This window comes from Bradyrhizobium sp. Ai1a-2 (assembly GCF_000426245.1).
GTDB lineage: Bacteria > Pseudomonadota > Alphaproteobacteria > Rhizobiales > Xanthobacteraceae > Bradyrhizobium.
The window spans coordinates 26946-44957 of sequence record NZ_AUEZ01000051.1 but is presented as its reverse complement, the minus strand read 5'-3'; the positions used below and the strand labels follow the sequence as shown (position 1 = coordinate 44957).

Sequence of the window (18012 nt, the reverse complement as noted above, 5' to 3'; positions counted from 1 at the left end):
ACGGATGGCTTGCTTCGCTCCGCTCGCAATGACGATTTAACCATGGGAGTTTTCATGTCCGACACCAAGACCCCAGACAAGGTCGTCAAGAGCGACACCGAATGGCGCAAGGAATTGACGCCGATGCAATATGCGGTGCTGCGCGAGAAGGCGACCGAGCGTCCCTTCACCGGCGAATACGAGCATGATCAGCGCAAGGGCACGTATGTCTGCGCCGGCTGCGGCCAGACCTTGTTCGAGTCCGATGCCAAGTTCGATTCCGGCTGCGGCTGGCCGAGCTTCACGCAGCCGTCCGCGGAGAGCCATGTCGACGAGGAGACCGACTTGAGCCACGGCATGGTCCGCACGGAAGTGCTCTGCTCGAAATGCAGCGGCCATCTCGGCCACGTCTTCCCCGACGGCCCCGGCCCGACCGGTCTGCGCTATTGCATCAACTCGGCCGCGCTGAAGCTGGAGCCGAAGTAGCTCACCACTCCGTAGCCCGGGTGGAGCGAAGCGTAACCCGGGACCGCTCGTTATGCTGATAGACGTGTCCCGGGTTACGCTTCGCTCCACCCGGGCTACGCCGCGAGCTTGCCGCGCTCCATCGCCAGCTCGGCCTCCAAGCTGGCAATATCCCGATAGATCGAGGCCACCGCGAGCACGCGGCCGCTTCTCTTGTAGCGCACCACGCAATCCCGCGCGGCGATATCGCCATCGACTTCGATCTCGTCCCACTTCTCGGCGTGGCCCACATAGTTGATCGGCACGTCGTAGTGCTGGCTCCAGAAGAACGGCACCGCGTCGAACACTTCGCGTTGGCCCAGCATGTTGCGCGCGGCGGCCTGGCCCTGGCGCTCTGCCACCACCCAGTGCTCGACACGGATGTTCTCGCCGGAATGCGGATCCGGCCAGCGGGCGATGTCGCCCGCCGCGTAAATGCCTGGGCTGCTGGTTTCGAGATAGGCATTGACGGTGACGCCGCGATCGATCGCAAGTCCTGCCTTTTCGGCCAGCACGAGGCGCGGCCGCACGCCGACGCCTATCACGACGAGATCGGCGTCGAGTACACCGCCGCTCTGCAGGCTCGCGCGCTTGCCGTCGATCGCGGTGACGGTGTCGCCGAGATGAAAGACAACGCCGTGCTCTTCATGCAGGCTGCGGACGAAGTCGCCCATGTCGGGCCCGAGCACGCGCTCCATCGGCCGCTGCTCCAGCCCGACGACGTGGACCTCGATATCCCTCGCCAGCAACGATGCCGCGACCTCGAGCCCAATGAAACTTGCACCGATCACAACCGCGCGGCGCGCGCCGCTCGCGGACGCGATGATCGCGCGGCAGTCATCCAGCGAGCGCAAGAGATGGACATGGGGCTGGTCCGCGCCCGGAATCAGGAGACGCACCGGCTCCGCGCCAGTCGCCAATAGGAGCCGGTCGTAGGGCATGGCCTTGCCGTCGGCGAGCACCACCTGGCGCGCGGCGGGCTCGATCGACGCAACTTTGGTCTTGAGCCGGAGATCGATCGCGGCGTCGGAATAGAAATCGTCCGGGCGCAGCGGCAGCCAATCCTCCGGCGCGCTGCCGGCAAGATAGTCCTTCGACAGGTTCGGCCGATCGACCGGCGCTGCCGCCTCGCCGCTCAGCATCACGATGCTGCCGCGATAATCCTGTCGTCGCAGCATCTCGGCGGCGGCAAATCCCGCGGCGCCGCCACCCACGATCACGATGCGGTTGGGCGCATCGATCACGCCTTTCACGCTGGGCTTGGGCTGTTCGCGCTTCTCACGGACGAAAATGCGCTCGCCCTCGTGCTCGACCTTCCAGACCGCGAGCGCGTTCAACGCCGGAGCGCGCGACGCCTCGCCGGTCCGCAAGTCGAAACACGCGTGATGCCAGGGACAGCGGACGCTTTCGTCGACGACGAGGCCTTCCGCGAGCGGCCCGTGATAATGACTGCAATGGGCGTCGATCGCGAAGATATCCGCCCCCGAACGCACCAGCAGCACGTCTTCATCGCCGACATGGCCGAGCAGGGTGGTGCCTTCAAAATCGGAGGGCGCCACGCCTTGCGACAGATCGGGACCGGAGGGTTGGGCTTGCTGGTCGGCCATGATGTCCTCCGCTTGGTTTGAGACGTGAAGCCTATCCCGCGAGTGCCGCCTTCACGAGGCCGCTGGCCTTGGCGAAATCCATCTGACCGGTGTACTTCGCCTTCAACGTGCCGATCACCTTGCCCATGTCCTTGACGCCGACAGCGCTGGTCTCGGCGATCGCGGCCGATATCGCGGCCTTCACCTCATCCTCCGACATCTGCTTCGGCAAGTAGGCCGAGATCACCGCGATCTCCTCGCGCTCCTGCGCGGCAAGCTCGGCGCGGCCGCCCTTGTTGTAGAGCTCGACCGCTTCCTGGCGCTGCTTGATCATCTTCTGCAGCACGCCGAGCAACTCGGCATCCGAAAGCGGCGGCTTGCCCTGGCCGCGCGCGTCGATGTCGGCGTTCTTGATGGTCGAATTGACCATGCGCAGCGTGGAGAGCTTGCGCTCCTCCTTCGCCTTCATGGCGTCCTTGACCGCGTTGTTGATGTCGTCGCGCAGCATGGCCTTATCCTTGAATGGTCAAACCTTCCATCTAGGCAGTTTGCACCGCCAGAACAACCAGCTTCGTAGCCCGGGTGGAGCGAAGCGTAACCCGGGACACTGTCAAACGTCGATGAGGCATCCCGGGTTGCGCTTCGCTTCACCCGGGCTACGCAGCTAGCTCCGCAGCCACTCGATTAGCGCGTTTGCGGTCGCTTCGGGTTGTTCCGGCTGCGGCAGGTGCCCGCAATCGGGCAGGATCACGAGCCTGGCGCCTGGAATGCCGTTCGCCATCTCGACCGAGAGCGAATTCGGGATGGTATGGTCCTCGTCGCCCGTCAGCACGAGGGTCGGACACTTAATCCAGGCGAGCGTCGGCCGCGAGTCGGGCCGGCTGATCAGCGCCGTCTGCTGGCGGATGAACCCCTCGACCCCGACATCCTCGCCCATGTCATGGACGAGCTGGCGCAGGCTCACATCCTCGCGCCGCGACGGATGCACGAAGCCCGGAAACAGCTCATCCAATACGCCGCAGAAATCGTCGCCTTTGGCGCGGGCCATCATGCCGCGGCGGCGCTCGGAGGCCTCTGGCGTATCGGGACGGGCCTGGGTGTTGATCAAAGCCAGCTTTGCCACCCGGTCCGGGGCCTGGCGCATGATCTCGAAGGCGATGTAGCCACCCATCGAATGCCCGGCCAATGCGAAGCGCGGCGGCGCTTCCGCCAGGATCCGGCGCGCGATTGCCCCCATATGGTCGTCGCGGATGTGGTTGGCGACGGTGACCGGCCCGAATCGCCACAACGCCGGCACGACAGGGGCAAAGATCCGCGGCGAACAAACGAGGCCCGGGACGAGCAGGATAGGCATCGTGTTGTCCATGCAGGGCTCCGAACCGGGCAATTTGGCAGGAAACGAGGTTGCGGCGGGAACCCTAGCTTAAAACCCCGGAACCGCCAGTCAAATAGCCGCAAAACCCGTGTGAATGGATGCCCTTTCGCTTTGACGCGGCAGGATGTGGGAACTATGTAAGGGGCTCATGACCACATCCGAAAACGCTTCAGCCTGGCCGGACCACAAACCGACCGCGCTCCTCGTGCTCGCCGATGGCACCGTGCTGGAAGGCTTTGGCCTCGGCGCGGAAGGCCAGGCCGTCGGCGAAGTCTGCTTCAACACCGCCATGACCGGCTATGAGGAGATTTTGACCGATCCCTCCTATGCCGGGCAGATCATCACCTTCACCTTCCCCCATATCGGCAACGTCGGCACCAACGACGAAGACATCGAGACGGTGAACATGGCGGCAACGCCAGGCGCGCGCGGGGTCATCCTCCGCACCGCGATATCTGATCCCTCGAACTACCGCGCCACCCGCCATCTCGATCAATGGCTGAAGGCGCGCGGCATCATCGGCCTGTCGGGTATCGACACCCGCGCGCTCACGGCGCTGATCCGCAACAAGGGCATGCCGAACGCCGTCATCGCGCATTCGAAGGACGGCAGGTTCGACCTGCACGGCCTCAAGGAAGAAGCGCGGGAATGGCCCGGCCTCGAAGGCATGGACCTGGTGCCGATGGTGACTTCCGGCCAGCGCTTCACCTGGGACGAGACGCCCTGGGAATGGGACAAGGGCTACGGCCGGCAGACCAATCCTGAATTCAACGTGGTCGCGATCGACTACGGCATCAAGCGCAACATCCTGCGCCTGCTCGCCGGCGTCGGCTGCAAGGTCACGGTGGTTCCGGCGACCACTTCGGCCGAAGACATCCTGGCGATGAACCCGGACGGCGTGTTCTTGAGCAACGGTCCAGGCGATCCCGCCGCGACCGGCAAATATGCCGTGCCCGTCATCCAGAAGGTCATCGATTCGGGCACGCCGACCTTCGGTATCTGCCTGGGCCACCAGATGCTCGGGCTCGCCGTCGGCGCCAAGACCAGGAAGATGCACCAGGGCCATCATGGCGCCAACCATCCGGTGAAGGACGAGACCACCGGCAAGGTCGAGATCACCTCGATGAACCACGGCTTTGCCGTGGACCAGGCGACATTGCCCGCAGGCGCAACGCAGACCCACATCTCGCTGTTCGACGGCTCCAATTGCGGCATCCAGCTCGACGGCAAGCCGGTGTTCTCCGTGCAGTATCACCCGGAAGCCTCGCCGGGTCCGCGCGACTCGCATTATCTCTTCAAGCGCTTCGCCGACCTGATGCGCGACAAGAAGCGCGCATAGGAACGTAGGCGGCCGAAACCGGGTTGTAGGTAGAGCGAAGCGAAACCCATCATCTGACTGCTTGCGGCAAAAGTGATGGGTTTCGCTTCGCTCTACCCATCCTACGGGAGCCTCCCATGTCCGTCGTCAAGGCCGATGCAAAGCCGCTCACGATCGTCTTCGAGGATGACGGCCTGGTGCCGAACAACCCGCTGCCGTTCCTGGTCTACAAGGCTAGCGTCGACGTCGACAACGACCACCCGGAGAAGACCATCGAAGGATTGTTCGGCGCCAATGGCTGGGGCGCGATGTGGCGCAACGGCGTCTACGACTACCTGCATTATCATTCGACCATGCACGAGGCGCTCGGCGTCTCCCGCGGGAATGCGCGTGTGCAATTCGGCGGCGAGCGCGGCAAGGTGCTGGAGATCTCCGCCGGCGATGTCGCGATTCTGCCCGCCGGCACCGGGCACAAGCTGATTTCCTCGAGCGATGATTTCTGCGTGGTCGGCGCCTATCCGCCGGGACCGCCGATGGAGATCACGCGTCCGACGCCTGAAAATCACGCCAAGGCGCTGAAGACGATCCCGCAGGTCGCGACACCCAGGACCGATCCGGTGATGGGCGAAAACGGGCCGCTGGTCAGCTTGTGGAAGCGAGGCTGATGGTGCGGCAGACTGGTTCCCATTCTGCGCTTGTGCTACATACATGCGCGTGGGAGTAGACAATAAAGCCATCATTCAACAGCCAGCTCGATAGCATTTGATTCAATAATCTGCCCGCAGACGCCGTCAGGCGTTTCGTGCAGCACGCACCGTACGCGCTCTTGCATACGCACTTCGAAGTCGAAGCATCCAACCTCTGGAGCTGAGCCAAAGCGGGCCCACAAATCACGACAGCATATTATCAGTTGAGGAGTAGTCGATATGTTTCGAGGAATTCTGACGCTGACTTTGTCTCTCGGCCTGGGCGCGGCGGCTGCGCCTGCGGCACTGGCGCAACAGGCGGCGCCTGCAATCACCGAGCAGGAAGCCCACGCCATCGCGGTGGACGCCTACATCTACTTCTACCCCATGCTATCGATGGATCTGACGCGGAAGCAATTCACCAACGGCACCACCGATTTCAAGGGGCCGATGAACACCTTCGTCAACGTGCCCGAATATCCGCCGGCGAACTTCAAAGGCGTAGTGCGCTCCAACTTCGACACGCTCTATTCCGTCTCATGGCTCGACATGACCAAGGAGCCGGTGGTGATCTCGGTCCCCGATACCGATGGGCGCTACTACCTGCTGCCGATGCTGGATATGTGGAGCAATGTCTTTGCATCGCCGGGCTGGCGAACGACGGGCACCAAGGCCGGCACCTTCCTGCTGACGCCGCCCGGCTGGCGGCCGGATCTGCGCGACAGATTTGTCGACGAGTTCAAGCTTCCAAAGGACACGCAACGGATCGAAGCGCCGACGCCCTATGTCTGGGTGATCGGCCGTACCAAGACGGACGGCCCGGCGGACTACGATGCGGTCCACAAGATCCAGGCGGGCTACAAGGTCGCGCCACTCTCCGAATTCGGCAAGACGCCCAAGCCCATCGAATTCAAGCCCGACCCGAGCGTCGACATGAAGACGCCGCCGAAGGTCCAGGTTGATACCATGACGGCCGGCGTGTATTTCGCCTATGCAGCCGATCTGCTCAAGCTTCACCCGCCCCATATCACCGATCAGCCGATCATCGCGCAGATGAAGAAGATCGGTATCGAGCCCGGAAAGAACTTCGACATCGGCCGGATCGATCCTGTCCTGCAGCGCGCCTTCGAGACCGCCCCGCAGGATGCGCAGAGGCTGATGGCCTGGAAGGTGCCGACGCTGGCAAGGGTTGCGAATGGCTGGTCGATGAACACCGATACGATGGGTGTTTATGGCAACTACTATCTCAAGCGTGCCATCGTCGCGCAATTGGGGCTCGGTGCGAATCTGCCCGAGGACGCCATCTATCCGCTCAATCTCGGCGATGAAACCGGCAAGCCGCTCGATGGCGCAAGCAAGTACACCATCACGTTCGAGAAGGGCGCGGCGCCGCCGGTCAATGCGTTCTGGTCGATCACTCTCTACGATCCGGAAGGCTTCCAGGTCGGCAATGTACTGAACCGCTTCGCGGTCAGCAGCTGGATGCCGTTCAAGTACAACCCAGATGGCTCGCTCGATCTTTACTTCCAGAACGAAAGCCCGGGCAAGGACAAGGAAGCCAATTGGCTTCCGGCGCCGAAGGGCCCCTTCAACCTGACCATGCGCCTCTACAGTCCGAAGTCCGAGGCGCTGACCGGAAAATGGAATCCGCCGCCCATCGTGAAGACGCAGGCAAGTTTGGGATTGTCGGCACAGTAAATCTTGCTCTAGATCGGCTCGCCCAACCGATTGGGCGAGCTGATCAGGCGGCTGGCGCGCAATACAGCCGATAAAGCGTCTGAAGGATTTCGCGGACCTCCCCGCTCGCCAATCGGTAATAGATCGTCTGCCCATCCCGCCGCGTCGTGACCAGGTCGAGGGCACGCATCTTGCCGAGGTGTTGCGACAGCGCAGCCGAGGACAGCCCCACGATCTCGGCCAGCTCACCGACCGATCTTTCGCCGTCGAGCAGATTGCAGAGCACCATCAATCGTTTTGCGTTCGCCATCGCGGTCAGCAGGCGCGACGCCTCCTCGGCCTTCTCTTCGAGGTCGACGATGGCCGTATCCGGGATCTTGCGTTTGGCTTGATTCTTCATGCTTGAAATATTAGAATATTCGAATATAATAAGCAACTGAAATTAGGCTGACGGATCCGGTTCGCAGCCACCGCACTTTCGGACGCCGTCCCGTCTCCATGGCGGCCCATCGAAGGAGCAAGACAAGATGCAGACCACCTTCACGCCGATCACCGCGCTGCTCGGCGGAGCCTTGATCGGCCTTTCCGCCGTGGCGTTGATGGCGTTCGCCGGTCGGATCGCGGGAGTGAGCGGCATCGCCGCCCACCTGCTTCCGCCGTTCAGCGATCAGGACTGGCGCGGCCGCCTCGCCTTCATTGCCGGGCTCGTCGCCGCGCCCGTCGTGGTGCGTGTCGCGACCGGCAGCCTTCCGCCGCAAGCCATCGAGACCGGCGGCATTCTTTTGGCCGTCGCAGGCCTTTTGGTCGGCTTCGGTTCGGTATGGGGCAGCGGCTGCACGTCCGGCCACGGCATTTGCGGCGTATCACGGCTCTCGCTTCGATCCATTCTCGCCACGCTGATCTTCATGGCGACCGGATTTGCGACTACCTTCATCGTCCGGCATCTCGCATGAGGCCCGCCATGACTGTCCTGATCCAGTTCGTCATCGGCCTGACATTCGGACTCGGGCTCTTGATCTCCGGCATGTCCAATCCGGCGAAGGTCCTGAACTTCCTCGACCTCGCAGCGATTCGGACGGGATCGTGGGATCCCAGTCTCGCATTCGTGATGCTGGGCGCCGTCATCGTCACGTTTATCGGCTTCAGGCTCGTGCTGAAGTGGCCGCGCCCCATTCTTGCGCGTACATTCCATCTGCCGAGCAAAACCGATTTCGATTTGCGCGTGATCGTCGGACCAGCGATTTTCGGGGTAGGCTGGGGTATCGCGGGCTTCTGTCCCGGTCCCGCCTTCGTGGCACTTGGTTATGGATCGGCGGCGTCGATCCAGTTCGTGATCGCCATGCTGGTCGGAATGGCCGGCGCCCGCGCGCTCGCCGACCGGCAGCCGGCGCTTGCCGGATCACTTTACGAGTAGAGGAGCAGCCCATGTCCGACATTCCGCACACCGTCGACCTCTCCGTGAAGCCCGAGGTCACCGCGTTCTTCGATCCGGCGACCAACACCGTCAGCTACGTGGTCAAGGACCCCGGCTCGAAGGCCTGCGCCGTGATCGATTCCGTGATGGACATCGATTACGCCGCCGGCCGCATCGCCTACCAATCCGCCGACAAGATCATCGACTACATCACGCAAAACGGCCTCAAGCTGGAATGGCTGATCGAGACCCATGTGCATGCCGACCATTTGTCTGGCGCGCCCTACATCCAGGGCAGGCTCGGCGGCAAGATCGGCATCGGCGAGAAGATCACGGTCGTGCAGGAGACGTTCGGCAAGATCTTCAACGAAGGCACCGAATTCCAGCGCGACGGCAGCCAGTTCGACCGCCTGTTCAAGGATGGCGACACCTACCAGGTCGGCGCGATGAAGGCTTTCGCGCTCTATACGCCCGGCCATACGCCCGCCTGCATGACGCATGTGATCGGTGACGCGGCCTTCGTCGGCGACACATTGTTCATGCCGGACGGCGGCTCGGCGCGCGCGGACTTTCCGGGCGGCAACGCCCGCGATCTCTACCGCTCGATCCAGCGGATTCTGTCGCTGCCGAGCGAGACCCGCCTGTTCATGTGCCACGATTACGGCCCGAACGGCCGCGAGATCCGCTGGGAGACGACGGTCGCGGAGCAGCACGCCCACAACATCCACGTCCACGACGGAATCACGGAAGACGAGTTCGTGGCGACGCGCGAAGCGCGCGACCGGACGCTGCAGATGCCCAAGCTGATCATCCCCTCACTGCAGATCAACATGAAGGCCGGCAAGCTTCCGCCACCGGAGGCCGACGGCAAGCGATACCTGAAGGTGCCGCTGAATCTGCTGTAGCAGGCTTGACGACAGCGCGGCTGCGTATTCGCCGCCGTTGGCACTCATTGCTCCCGTCGTCGGCAACGCGGGAGCCCCCTGGAGCATTGACATGGCTGCGCTATCGGCGGCGCAAATGGCGCTTGGCTCGATTTCCGGCTCGCTGGTCGGCCTTTCACTAGGGCTGGTCGGTGGCGGCGGATCGATTCTGGCGGTCCCTCTGGTCATCTATCTCGTCGGCGTTCCGAATCCGCATGTTGCAATCGGCACCAGCGCGGTCGCCGTGGCCGCGAACGCCGCGGTCAATCTGGCCAACCACGCGAGAGCGGGCCATGTGAAATGGCCCTGCGCGACAGTCTTTAGCGTGGCGGGCGTTGCAGGTGCGTTTGGCGGCTCAACGCTCGGCAAGATGCTGGATGGCCAGAAACTGCTGCTCATTTTCGCGCTGCTGATGCTCGTCGTGGGCGCGCTTATGTTGCGCAGGCGCGCAGATGAGGGCGACTTTGCCGTGAAGCTCGGCCATGACAACTTTCCAGCTCTCGTGGGCTTTGGCCTCGCGACAGGTGCCCTGTCGGGCTTCTTTGGAATCGGCGGCGGTTTCCTGATCGTCCCTGCCCTGATGCTGGCGACCGGAATGCCGATCCTCAACGCGATCGGTTCTTCGCTGGTCGCGGTCACGGCGTTCGGACTCACGACCGCGTTCAACTACGCCCTGTCCGGCCTGGTCGACTGGGGGCTTGTCATCGTTTTCCTGGCGGGTGGCGTTATCGGAGGCCTGATCGGGGGGCAACTCGCCAAGCGGCTCTCCGACAAACGAGGTGTGCTCAACAACCTCTTCGCCGCGCTGATCTTCGCCGTTGCGGTCTATATGTTGTATCGAAACTGGATGGCGCTAAGCTTTCAAGGTTAAGCCGGCTGCCGCCAATCCCGCCGCGTGGCCGCGCCCGACCGGTCAGGATCGGGACGACGACCAGCTTGCATGCCGTTACGCCGCGTTGCTGCCTTCCTGGCGGCTGGCCTCGAACAGGAACCAGGTGCGTCGCTCGGTCTCATCGACGAGATTGCGCGCCTTCCGCATTGCGGTAGCGATGTGCTTGTTGTCTTCCATCAATTCGCGCAGCATCTCGCGCGGCGGCACGTAATCCTCGTTGTTGTCCTTGATGGTCTGCAGCTTGGAGACCTGGCTGATCGATTTCAGCGTGGCTCCGCCGATCTTGCGCACCCGCTCGGCGAGCTGATCGGTGGTGGCGAAGATCGCGTCCGACTGCTCGTCCAGCATCAGGTGATAATCGTGGAAATGCCGGCCGCTGACATGCCAGTGGAAATTCTTGGTCTTCAGGTAGAGCGCGAAAGCATCCGCCAGCAGCGTATTGAGCGCCGCCGAGACCTTCTCGACCGCCTCGTTGGGCAGATCGGTCGGAGTATCGAGGTCGGGAGAAATTTTGTCGGATTTTGGATCAGGCTTGGCTTTGCTCACGTTGAACCTTCCTGTTAGGACACCGGACACCGGCGGCCCGAACTCCTGGTCGCCGGCCCCTCTAACGCATCATACAGATGCCGGTTCCTATGCCGGAACCCCAAGTTTTGCCGGGCACCCAGCCGATGGACGAATGGATCGACTATTACGATTCCACGCATACGATTTATGTCAGCAAGCTGCATCGCGACCTGCATTTTCAGATCATTGCGCGGGATATCATTGCCTATATCCCCTCGCACGACGCCGTCGTGCTGGACTATGCCTGCGGCGAAGCGCTGTCCGCGGGCCAGGTGGCGGATGCCTGCGCCACGCTTTATCTGGCGGAGCCCGCGCCGGGCGTACGCGGGCGGCTGACCGCGCGGTTTGCGCCCAACGCCAAGATCAAGGTGCGCTCGCTGGATGACGTGCCGCAGATGGCCGAAGGCTCGGTCGATCTCGTCGTCATGAACTCGGTCGCGCAATATATGACGGCGGAAGAGCTGGACGCCGCATTCGCCGTCGTTCGCCGCCTGCTCAAACCCTCCGGGCGATTCGTGCTTGGCGATGTCCTGCGACCCGAAGTCGGCATGGGCAGGGACGTTCTCGCGCTCGTGCGCTTCGGCGCCCGGCACGGCTTCCTCAGGGATGCCATGCTCGGGCTGATCAGCACGGCGCTGTCGGACTATCGGCAATTGCGCACGCGGATTGGCCTTCAGCGTTACGGCGAGGAGGAGATGCTGAAGAAGCTCGCGGTCGCGGGCTTCATCGCCTCCCGCGCGCCCCGCAATATCGGCCACAATCCGTGGCGGCTGACGTTCGTGGCACAGCATGCCCATCCGCCGCGTTAGGGTTAACCCCGGGTAAGCGTGGCTCGCGCCCGCGAAATGGGCAATGATCGCCTTGGCCCGGTGGCGGAACAGCGTCGACGCGGGAGCGGTGCATCGCTCTTTATCCTGGTTCAAATCCAGGCCGGGCCTCCAGCCTTCGCCGCTCCACGGCTTCGGCTCGGCAAGCCCTTTATCCAAGCAACGTAGACCGAGTGGAGCGCCGGCGTGACCCTGGCTCCGCTCGAACTTCCCCTTCCCCCTGAAAGGGGGAAGGTCGGGATGGGGGTCAAGCCACGGGCGCAGGCGCTAGTGGAGTGATCCCCACCCGGTTTGCGCTTGCAGCGCAAACCGACCTCCCCTTTTCAAGGGGAGGTGGACGCGGACGAGCCTTGCGCCGGCAGGCGACAGCCTTGCGGTAAAATTGCCGGTTGACGGGGCCTTTTTCGGGGTTTCGCAGGGCAAAAATCTGGTCTAAAGACCACCCGCGCGCGAGGGCATCCCTCACGCTGTGGCTATAGGGACGCGCGGCAGCGCGCCCTTTTTTTGTGCCGAAATTGCTGTTCCCGCGAGAGCTGATGCCCAAACGAACCGACATCTCCACGATCCTGATCATCGGCGCCGGTCCCATCGTGATCGGCCAGGCCTGCGAATTCGATTATTCCGGCACTCAGGCGGTGAAGACGCTGAAGGAAGAGGGCTACCGCATCGTCCTGGTCAACTCCAATCCGGCGACGATCATGACCGATCCGGAACTCGCGGACGCCACCTATATCGAGCCCATCACGCCCGAAATCGTCGCCAAGATCATCGAAAAGGAGCGCCATGTCGTTCCCGGCGGCTTTGCGCTGTTGCCGACGATGGGCGGCCAGACTGCACTGAACTGCGCGCTGTCCTTGCGCAAACAGGGCACGCTGGAGAAATTCGACGTCGAGATGATCGGCGCCACGGCTGACGCCATCGACAAGGCGGAGGACCGCGGCCGCTTCCGCGAGGCGATGACCAAGATCGGCCTGGAGACGCCGCGCTCGACCCAGACCAAGACCCTGCCGGACGCGCTGCGTGCGCTCGACCATATCGGCCTGCCCGCCATCATCCGCCCGTCCTTCACCATGGGCGGCACCGGCGGCGGCATCGCCTACACCAAGGCCGAGTTCATCGAGATCGTCGAGCGCGGCATCGACGCCTCCCCCACCGACGAAGTCCTGATCGAGGAAAGCGTCCTCGGCTGGAAGGAATTCGAGATGGAGGTGGTGCGCGACAAGAAAGACAATTGCATCATCATCTGCTCGATCGAAAACCTCGATCCGATGGGCGTGCACACCGGCGACTCCATCACCATCGCCCCGGCGCTGACGCTGACGGACAAGGAATACCAGATCATGCGCGACGCCTCGCTCGCGGTGCTGCGCGAGATCGGGGTGGAGACCGGCGGCTCCAACGTGCAGTTCGGCATCAACCCCGCCGACGGCCGCATGGTCGTGATCGAAATGAACCCGCGCGTGTCGCGCTCCTCCGCGCTCGCCTCGAAGGCGACCGGCTTTCCGATCGCAAAGGTCGCGGCCAAGCTCGCGGTCGGCTACACGCTGGACGAGATCGCCAACGACATCACCGGCGGCGCGACACCGGCCTCGTTCGAGCCGACGATCGACTATGTCGTGACCAAGATCCCGCGTTTCGCGTTCGAGAAGTTCCCGGGCGCCTCCAACACGCTGACCACCTCGATGAAATCGGTCGGCGAGGTGATGGCGATCGGCCGCACCTTCCAGGAGAGCCTGCAGAAGGCGGTGCGGGGACTGGAGACCGGCCTGACCGGCCTCGACGAGATCGAGATCGAGGGCCTCGGCCAGGGCGACGACAAGAACGCGATCCGCGCCGCGCTCGGCACGCCGACGCCGAACCGCTTGCTGCAGGTGGCGCAGGCGATGCGGCTCGGCTGGTCGAACGAGGAGATTTTCAACTCCTGCAAGATCGATCCCTGGTTCCTCACCGAGCTGCGCGGCATCGTCGAAATGGAAGCCAAGGTCCGCACCCACGGCCTGCCGCCGAACGGCTACGGCATGCGCATGCTGAAGGCGATGGGATTTTCGGATGCGCGCCTCGCCGTGCTGACCGAAACCACGGAAGCCGAGATCACCGCCAAGCGCCACGCGCTCGGCGTCCGCCCGGTGTTCAAGCGCATCGACACCTGCGCCGCCGAATTCGCCTCGCCCACGGCCTATATGTATTCGACCTATGAGGCGCCGTTCGCAGGTCTTGCCGCCGATGAGAGCGATCCGTCGGACAAGAAGAAGGTCGTCATCCTCGGTGGCGGGCCGAACCGCATCGGCCAGGGCATCGAGTTCGACTATTGCTGCTGCCATGCCTGCTTCGCGCTCGACGACGCCGGTTACGAGACCATCATGGTCAACTGCAATCCGGAGACGGTATCGACCGACTACGACACCGCCGACCGGCTCTATTTCGAGCCGCTCACGGCCGAGGACGTGCTCGAGATCATCGCGACCGAACGCAAGAACGGCACGCTGCACGGCGTGATCGTGCAATTCGGCGGCCAGACCCCGCTGAAGCTCGCTCGCGCGCTCGAGGCTGCCGAGGTGCCGATCCTCGGCACCTCGCCCGATGCGATCGATCTCGCCGAGGACCGCGATCGCTTCAAGCGCGTGCTCGACAAGCTCCGCCTCAAGCAGCCGAAGAACGGGATCGCCTATTCGGTCGAGCAGGCGCGCCTGGTGTCGGCCGATCTCGGCATGCCGCTCGTGGTGCGACCGTCCTACGTGCTCGGCGGCCGCGCGATGCAGATCATCCGCGACGAGAACCAGCTCGCCGACTACCTGCTCGGCACCCTGCCCGAGCTCGTGCCGGGCGACGTCAAGGCGCGCTACCCGAACGACAAGACCGGGCAGATCAACACCGTGCTCGGCAAGAACCCGCTGCTGTTCGACCGCTATCTTTCCGATGCGACCGAGGTCGATGTCGACTGCCTCTGCGACGGCAAGGAAGTCTTCATCGTCGGCATCATGGAGCATATCGAGGAGGCCGGCATCCACTCCGGCGATTCCGCCTGCTCGCTGCCGCCGCACTCGCTCGATGCCAAGACGCTTGAAGAGCTCGAGCGGCAGACGCGCGAGCTCGCGCTCGGCCTCGACGTGGTCGGCTTGATGAACGTGCAATATGCGATCAAGAACGGCGATATCTACGTGCTCGAGGTCAATCCGCGCGCCTCGCGCACGGTGCCGTTCGTCGCCAAGGTGATCGGCACGCCGGTCGCCAAGATCGCGGCGCGCATCATGGCCGGCGAGAAGCTCGCCGATTTCAATCTCAAGAAGAAGAAGCTCGAGCACGTCGGCGTGAAGGAATCAGTGTTTCCCTTCGCGCGCTTCCCCGGCGTCGACACCGTGCTCGGACCGGAGATGCGTTCGACCGGCGAGGTCATGGGCATCGACCGCTCTTTCGAAGTTGCGTTCGCCAAGAGCCAGCTCGGCGGCGGCACGCGCGTACCGCGCAAGGGCACGGTGTTCGTCTCGGTGCGCGAGACGGACAAGAACCGCATCACCGATGCGGTCAGTCTGCTGCATGGGCTCGGCTTCAAGGTGATGGCGACGTCGGGCACCCAGCGCTTCCTGACCGACAAGGGCGTGCCGGCGGAGAAGGTTAACAAGGTGCTGGAGGGCCGGCCGCACATTGTCGACGCCATCACCAATGGCGACGTCCAGTTGGTGTTCAATACCACCGAGGGTCCGCAGGCACTCGCCGACAGCCGTTCGCTGCGGCGCGCTGCCCTCTTGCATAAAGTGCCGTATTACACCACTCTTTCAGGGGCTGTGGCGGCCGCCCAGGGCATCCGCGCCTACCGGGACGGGGACCTTGAGGTCCGGACGCTGCAGAGTTACTTTTCCGAGAACTGACCGTCAGCCTCGGCCCAAGATTCACTCCCAAGGGCCCGCTAAACGGTTGGTAATGAAGCCGATACGGCTGGAACTCACCGCCCGTTTGGATGTTCTCCCGGCCCCTCAGGGGCCGAGAATGGCTAAGCGGACGGACTGGCGTTTTGAGCCGTGATGGCCGGAGGTCAGCGCAATCGTAGCAACGCCAGCCCGCGCGCCGCTGCGGTTCGCCCCGATTTGAAGGATGAGAGATGATGGAAAAGGTTCCGATGACCGCGTCCGGATATGCGGCTCTCACGGACGAATTGAAGCACCGTCAGTCGGTGGATCGTCCGCGAATCATCGAGCACATTGCCGAGGCGCGATCGCATGGCGACCTCTCGGAAAACGCGGAATATCACGCCGCGAAGGAAGAGCAGTCCCATAACGAAGGCCGCATTGCGGAGCTCGAGGACAAGCTCGCGCGCGCCGACGTCATCGACATCACCAAGCTCTCCGGCGACACCATCAAGTTCGGTGCCACCGTCACGCTGATCGATGAGGACACCGAGAAGAAGGCGGTGTGGCAGCTCGTGGGCGAAGTCGAGGCCGACGCCAAGAAGGGCCGCATCTCCATCACCTCGCCGCTGGCGCGCGCGCTGATCGGCAAGACCAAGGGCACGACCGTGGAAGTGATGGCGCCCGGCGGCGCCAAGGCCTACGAGATCACCAAGGTCGAGTGGCGCTAGATCTATTCCGCTTCGCGCATTCCAAAGAGGCCGCGTCTCCCGACGCGGCTTTTTTGTTGCTGTAGCCCGGGTGGAGCGAAGCGCAACCCGGGACACCAGCGTGAGCATTTGCGAGCGGACCCGGGTTACGCTGACGCTCCACCCGGGCTACCCGTTACCGTTAACAGGATTGTGAGTGGAACCGCTGTCGCATGCCCTCGTCTCCGGCACCTGAGGTTGATTATGCTTCATAACTATCGCGAGGGGACATTCCGGTAACGGCGCCGGCTTTGGTTCGACACAGGAACTGCGTGCGCAGTTCTGCGTATCGTGCTGACTGGCTGTGGGCAGCGACGCTCGCTCGCGAGAGGAGCATTCGCCGCGGACAATGTGCGCGGCAATTCACCAGAGGGGGTAGAACACATGGACCAGATTTTCTCGAAATGGCAGCCGCTCGCGCTCAGCCTGTTTCGCTTCATCACCGGGCTTCTGCTGTTTCAGTACGGCATCGCCAAGATCTTCAAATATCCGGCCATTCCCTATTTCGCCGACATCCCGCCACTGATCATGGCTGCCGGTCTCCTCGAACTCGTGCTCGGCGCGCTGCTGATGATCGGCCTGTTCACGCGGCTGTCCGCGTTCATCCTGTCAGGCGAGATGGCCTTCGCCTATTTCCTCGGGCACATGTTCAAGAACCCGTCCGCGCCGGTGTTTCTCCCGCTGCTCAACAACGGCACCGCGGCAATCCTGTTCTGCTTCGCCTGCCTCTACCTCGCAACCGCCGGCGGCGGCCCGATCAGCGTCGACGCAACAAGGAAGAAGTAGCCTTCCCTCACCTCCCCTTGAAAAGGGGAGGTCGGTTTGCGCGTGCAACGCGCAAACCGGGTGGGGATCATCTCTCTCCACGAGCGCCGGTGCCCGTGGCTACCCCCCATCCCGACCTTCCCCCTTTCAGGGGGAGGGAGAAGAAACCTCACCCCGCCTTCGCATCCAGCGGCACGGCAGCCTCATATTTCGAATTATGCAGCACCAACGATGTCCTGACATTGCGCACGTGAGGCGCGGCGGTGAGTTGGGTGACGAAATTCTGGAACGTCGCCATGTCAGGGGCGACGCATTTCAGGATGAAATCCACCTCGCCCGACAGCATCCAGCATTCCCGCACCAGCGGTTCCTTGCGCACGAAATCCTCGAACGCGCGCAGATCCGCGTCCGCCTGGCTCGACAGGTGCACCGCGGCAAACACCGTCACGTCGAAGCCGAGTCGCTGCGGGTCGAGCAATCCGCGATAGCCCAGGATATAGCCCGCTTCCTCCAGCGCCCTGACGCGGCGCAGGCAGGGCGGCGGCGAAATGCCGACGCGCTTCGCCAATTCCACATTTGTGATTCGGCCATCGGCCTGGATTTCGGCGAGAATCTTAAGGTCAATCTCGTCAAGATTCTTAGACACGCGGGTCCGGTTCCCAAGAGCTTGGAGGATTTGGTGGTTCTGACGGCAACTCTCATAGCCCAGTCGGCTCAACATGCGCAATTTTATTGCGCGTGCAGTGCAGGATTTGATGCGGTTCCGGGGAAAAATAGCTGATATGGATTGCAATTCTTGCATAGCTACCCAGATATATTAGAGTTGGATTTGACTCTGGCGGCGCCGCCGCACTGCCTTTCCAGGCGCTTTCTGCACAAGTCCTGACAAAAACTCCCCTGCGAAGGGA

The 18012-nt window shown here is 63.1% G+C and carries 18 protein-coding genes and 1 tRNA gene; 13 read left to right on the top strand and 6 right to left on the bottom strand.

What is annotated here, in order from left to right:
• The first annotated feature begins 54 nt into the window (after positions 1-54).
• Entirely contained in the window at positions 55-465 is a 411-nt protein-coding gene (gene msrB, locus K288_RS0127885; RefSeq protein ID WP_027582522.1) for a peptide-methionine (R)-S-oxide reductase MsrB, read from the top strand.
• Between the two features lie 95 nt (positions 466-560).
• On the opposite strand, the gene K288_RS0127880 is transcribed toward msrB, so the two are convergent.
• The 3 genes from K288_RS0127880 to K288_RS0127870 form a co-directional block, all read right to left on the bottom strand.
• Positions 561-2090 (bottom strand): FAD-dependent oxidoreductase, encoded by a 1530-nt coding sequence (locus K288_RS0127880; protein ID WP_027582521.1) that lies wholly within the window; start codon positions 2088-2090, stop codon positions 561-563.
• Between the two features lie 31 nt (positions 2091-2121).
• Positions 2122-2577 carry a GatB/YqeY domain-containing protein gene (locus K288_RS0127875; RefSeq protein ID WP_027582520.1) on the bottom strand — a complete coding sequence of 152 codons (456 nt, stop codon included), beginning with the start codon at positions 2575-2577 and terminating at the stop codon, positions 2122-2124.
• Positions 2578-2733: 156 nt separating this feature from the next.
• A complete protein-coding gene (locus K288_RS0127870; RefSeq protein WP_027582519.1) occupies positions 2734-3435 on the bottom strand; it encodes an alpha/beta fold hydrolase in 702 nt (233 codons plus the stop codon).
• A 157-nt stretch (positions 3436-3592) separates the two neighbouring features.
• Between K288_RS0127870 and carA the strand changes: the two genes are divergently transcribed.
• The 3 genes from carA to K288_RS0127855 all read left to right on the top strand — a co-directional run bounded on the left by carA (position 3593) and on the right by K288_RS0127855 (position 7146).
• The gene (gene carA / locus K288_RS0127865) at positions 3593-4783 is read left to right on the top strand and encodes a glutamine-hydrolyzing carbamoyl-phosphate synthase small subunit (protein ID WP_027582518.1); all 1191 of its coding nucleotides are present in this window, start codon (positions 3593-3595) and stop codon (positions 4781-4783) included.
• Between the two features lie 116 nt (positions 4784-4899).
• The gene (locus tag K288_RS0127860) at positions 4900-5427 is read left to right on the top strand and encodes a cupin domain-containing protein (protein WP_027582517.1); all 528 of its coding nucleotides are present in this window, start codon (positions 4900-4902) and stop codon (positions 5425-5427) included.
• Between the two features lie 261 nt (positions 5428-5688).
• A complete protein-coding gene (locus K288_RS0127855) occupies positions 5689-7146 on the top strand; it encodes a DUF1254 domain-containing protein (RefSeq protein ID WP_027582516.1) in 1458 nt (485 codons plus the stop codon).
• 43 nt (positions 7147-7189) lie between these two features.
• Here the strand turns inward: K288_RS0127855 and K288_RS0127850 are convergent, their stop codons facing one another.
• Positions 7190-7525 (bottom strand): metalloregulator ArsR/SmtB family transcription factor, encoded by a 336-nt coding sequence (locus K288_RS0127850; protein WP_027582515.1) that lies wholly within the window; start codon positions 7523-7525, stop codon positions 7190-7192.
• Positions 7526-7652: 127 nt separating this feature from the next.
• Here K288_RS0127850 and K288_RS0127845 point away from each other — a divergent pair, with 127 nt between their 5' ends.
• From K288_RS0127845 to K288_RS0127830, 4 genes are all read left to right on the top strand, one after another.
• A complete protein-coding gene (locus K288_RS0127845; RefSeq protein WP_027582514.1) occupies positions 7653-8078 on the top strand; it encodes a YeeE/YedE thiosulfate transporter family protein in 426 nt (141 codons plus the stop codon).
• Between the two features lie 8 nt (positions 8079-8086).
• Positions 8087-8539: a DUF6691 family protein gene (locus K288_RS0127840; RefSeq protein ID WP_027582513.1), complete on the top strand. Its 453-nt coding sequence runs from the start codon at positions 8087-8089 to the stop codon at positions 8537-8539.
• An 11-nt stretch (positions 8540-8550) separates the two neighbouring features.
• On the top strand, positions 8551-9444 hold the full coding sequence (locus K288_RS0127835; RefSeq protein WP_043160878.1) for an MBL fold metallo-hydrolase: 894 nt from the start codon (positions 8551-8553) through the stop codon (positions 9442-9444).
• A 91-nt stretch (positions 9445-9535) separates the two neighbouring features.
• Positions 9536-10333, top strand: a complete 798-nt coding sequence (locus K288_RS0127830; protein ID WP_043160876.1) for a sulfite exporter TauE/SafE family protein — start codon at positions 9536-9538, stop codon at positions 10331-10333.
• Between the two features lie 75 nt (positions 10334-10408).
• Here the strand turns inward: K288_RS0127830 and K288_RS0127825 are convergent, their stop codons facing one another.
• On the bottom strand, positions 10409-10900 hold the full coding sequence (locus K288_RS0127825) for a DNA starvation/stationary phase protection protein (RefSeq protein WP_027582510.1): 492 nt from the start codon (positions 10898-10900) through the stop codon (positions 10409-10411).
• 125 nt (positions 10901-11025) lie between these two features.
• Between K288_RS0127825 and K288_RS0127820 the strand changes: the two genes are divergently transcribed.
• The 5 genes from K288_RS0127820 (at position 11026) to K288_RS0127805 (ending at position 17125) form a co-directional block, all read left to right on the top strand.
• Positions 11026-11730 (top strand): class I SAM-dependent methyltransferase, encoded by a 705-nt coding sequence (locus K288_RS0127820; protein ID WP_027582509.1) that lies wholly within the window; start codon positions 11026-11028, stop codon positions 11728-11730.
• A gap of 54 nt (positions 11731-11784) precedes the next feature.
• Positions 11785-11862, top strand: a tRNA-His gene (locus K288_RS52695).
• Positions 11863-12284: 422 nt separating this feature from the next.
• Positions 12285-15614: a carbamoyl-phosphate synthase large subunit gene (gene carB / locus K288_RS0127815; RefSeq protein WP_027582508.1), complete on the top strand. Its 3330-nt coding sequence runs from the start codon at positions 12285-12287 to the stop codon at positions 15612-15614.
• A 233-nt stretch (positions 15615-15847) separates the two neighbouring features.
• Positions 15848-16321 (top strand): transcription elongation factor GreA, encoded by a 474-nt coding sequence (gene greA / locus K288_RS0127810; RefSeq protein ID WP_152535706.1) that lies wholly within the window; start codon positions 15848-15850, stop codon positions 16319-16321.
• A gap of 402 nt (positions 16322-16723) precedes the next feature.
• Entirely contained in the window at positions 16724-17125 is a 402-nt protein-coding gene (locus K288_RS0127805) for a DoxX family protein (protein WP_027582506.1), read from the top strand.
• Positions 17126-17273: 148 nt separating this feature from the next.
• On the opposite strand, the gene K288_RS0127800 is transcribed toward K288_RS0127805, so the two are convergent.
• On the bottom strand, positions 17274-17750 hold the full coding sequence (locus K288_RS0127800; RefSeq protein ID WP_027582505.1) for an Lrp/AsnC family transcriptional regulator: 477 nt from the start codon (positions 17748-17750) through the stop codon (positions 17274-17276).
• Between the last annotated feature and the right edge of the window lie 262 nt (positions 17751-18012).

Coding starts and splice junctions, on each gene's coding strand:
- msrB (WP_027582522.1), top strand. CDS start 55: ATGTCCGACACCAAGACCCCAGACAAGGTCGTCAAGAGCGACACCGAA.
- K288_RS0127880 (WP_027582521.1), bottom strand. CDS start 2,090: ATGGCCGACCAGCAAGCCCAACCCTCCGGTCCCGATCTGTCGCAAGGC.
- K288_RS0127875 (WP_027582520.1), bottom strand. CDS start 2,577: ATGCTGCGCGACGACATCAACAACGCGGTCAAGGACGCCATGAAGGCG.
- K288_RS0127870 (WP_027582519.1), bottom strand. CDS start 3,435: ATGGACAACACGATGCCTATCCTGCTCGTCCCGGGCCTCGTTTGTTCG.
- carA (WP_027582518.1), top strand. CDS start 3,593: ATGACCACATCCGAAAACGCTTCAGCCTGGCCGGACCACAAACCGACC.
- K288_RS0127860 (WP_027582517.1), top strand. CDS start 4,900: ATGTCCGTCGTCAAGGCCGATGCAAAGCCGCTCACGATCGTCTTCGAG.
- K288_RS0127855 (WP_027582516.1), top strand. CDS start 5,689: ATGTTTCGAGGAATTCTGACGCTGACTTTGTCTCTCGGCCTGGGCGCG.
- K288_RS0127850 (WP_027582515.1), bottom strand. CDS start 7,525: ATGAAGAATCAAGCCAAACGCAAGATCCCGGATACGGCCATCGTCGAC.
- K288_RS0127845 (WP_027582514.1), top strand. CDS start 7,653: ATGCAGACCACCTTCACGCCGATCACCGCGCTGCTCGGCGGAGCCTTG.
- K288_RS0127840 (WP_027582513.1), top strand. CDS start 8,087: ATGACTGTCCTGATCCAGTTCGTCATCGGCCTGACATTCGGACTCGGG.
- K288_RS0127835 (WP_043160878.1), top strand. CDS start 8,551: ATGTCCGACATTCCGCACACCGTCGACCTCTCCGTGAAGCCCGAGGTC.
- K288_RS0127830 (WP_043160876.1), top strand. CDS start 9,536: ATGGCTGCGCTATCGGCGGCGCAAATGGCGCTTGGCTCGATTTCCGGC.
- K288_RS0127820 (WP_027582509.1), top strand. CDS start 11,026: ATGGACGAATGGATCGACTATTACGATTCCACGCATACGATTTATGTC.
- carB (WP_027582508.1), top strand. CDS start 12,285: ATGCCCAAACGAACCGACATCTCCACGATCCTGATCATCGGCGCCGGT.
- greA (WP_152535706.1), top strand. CDS start 15,848: ATGGAAAAGGTTCCGATGACCGCGTCCGGATATGCGGCTCTCACGGAC.
- K288_RS0127805 (WP_027582506.1), top strand. CDS start 16,724: ATGGACCAGATTTTCTCGAAATGGCAGCCGCTCGCGCTCAGCCTGTTT.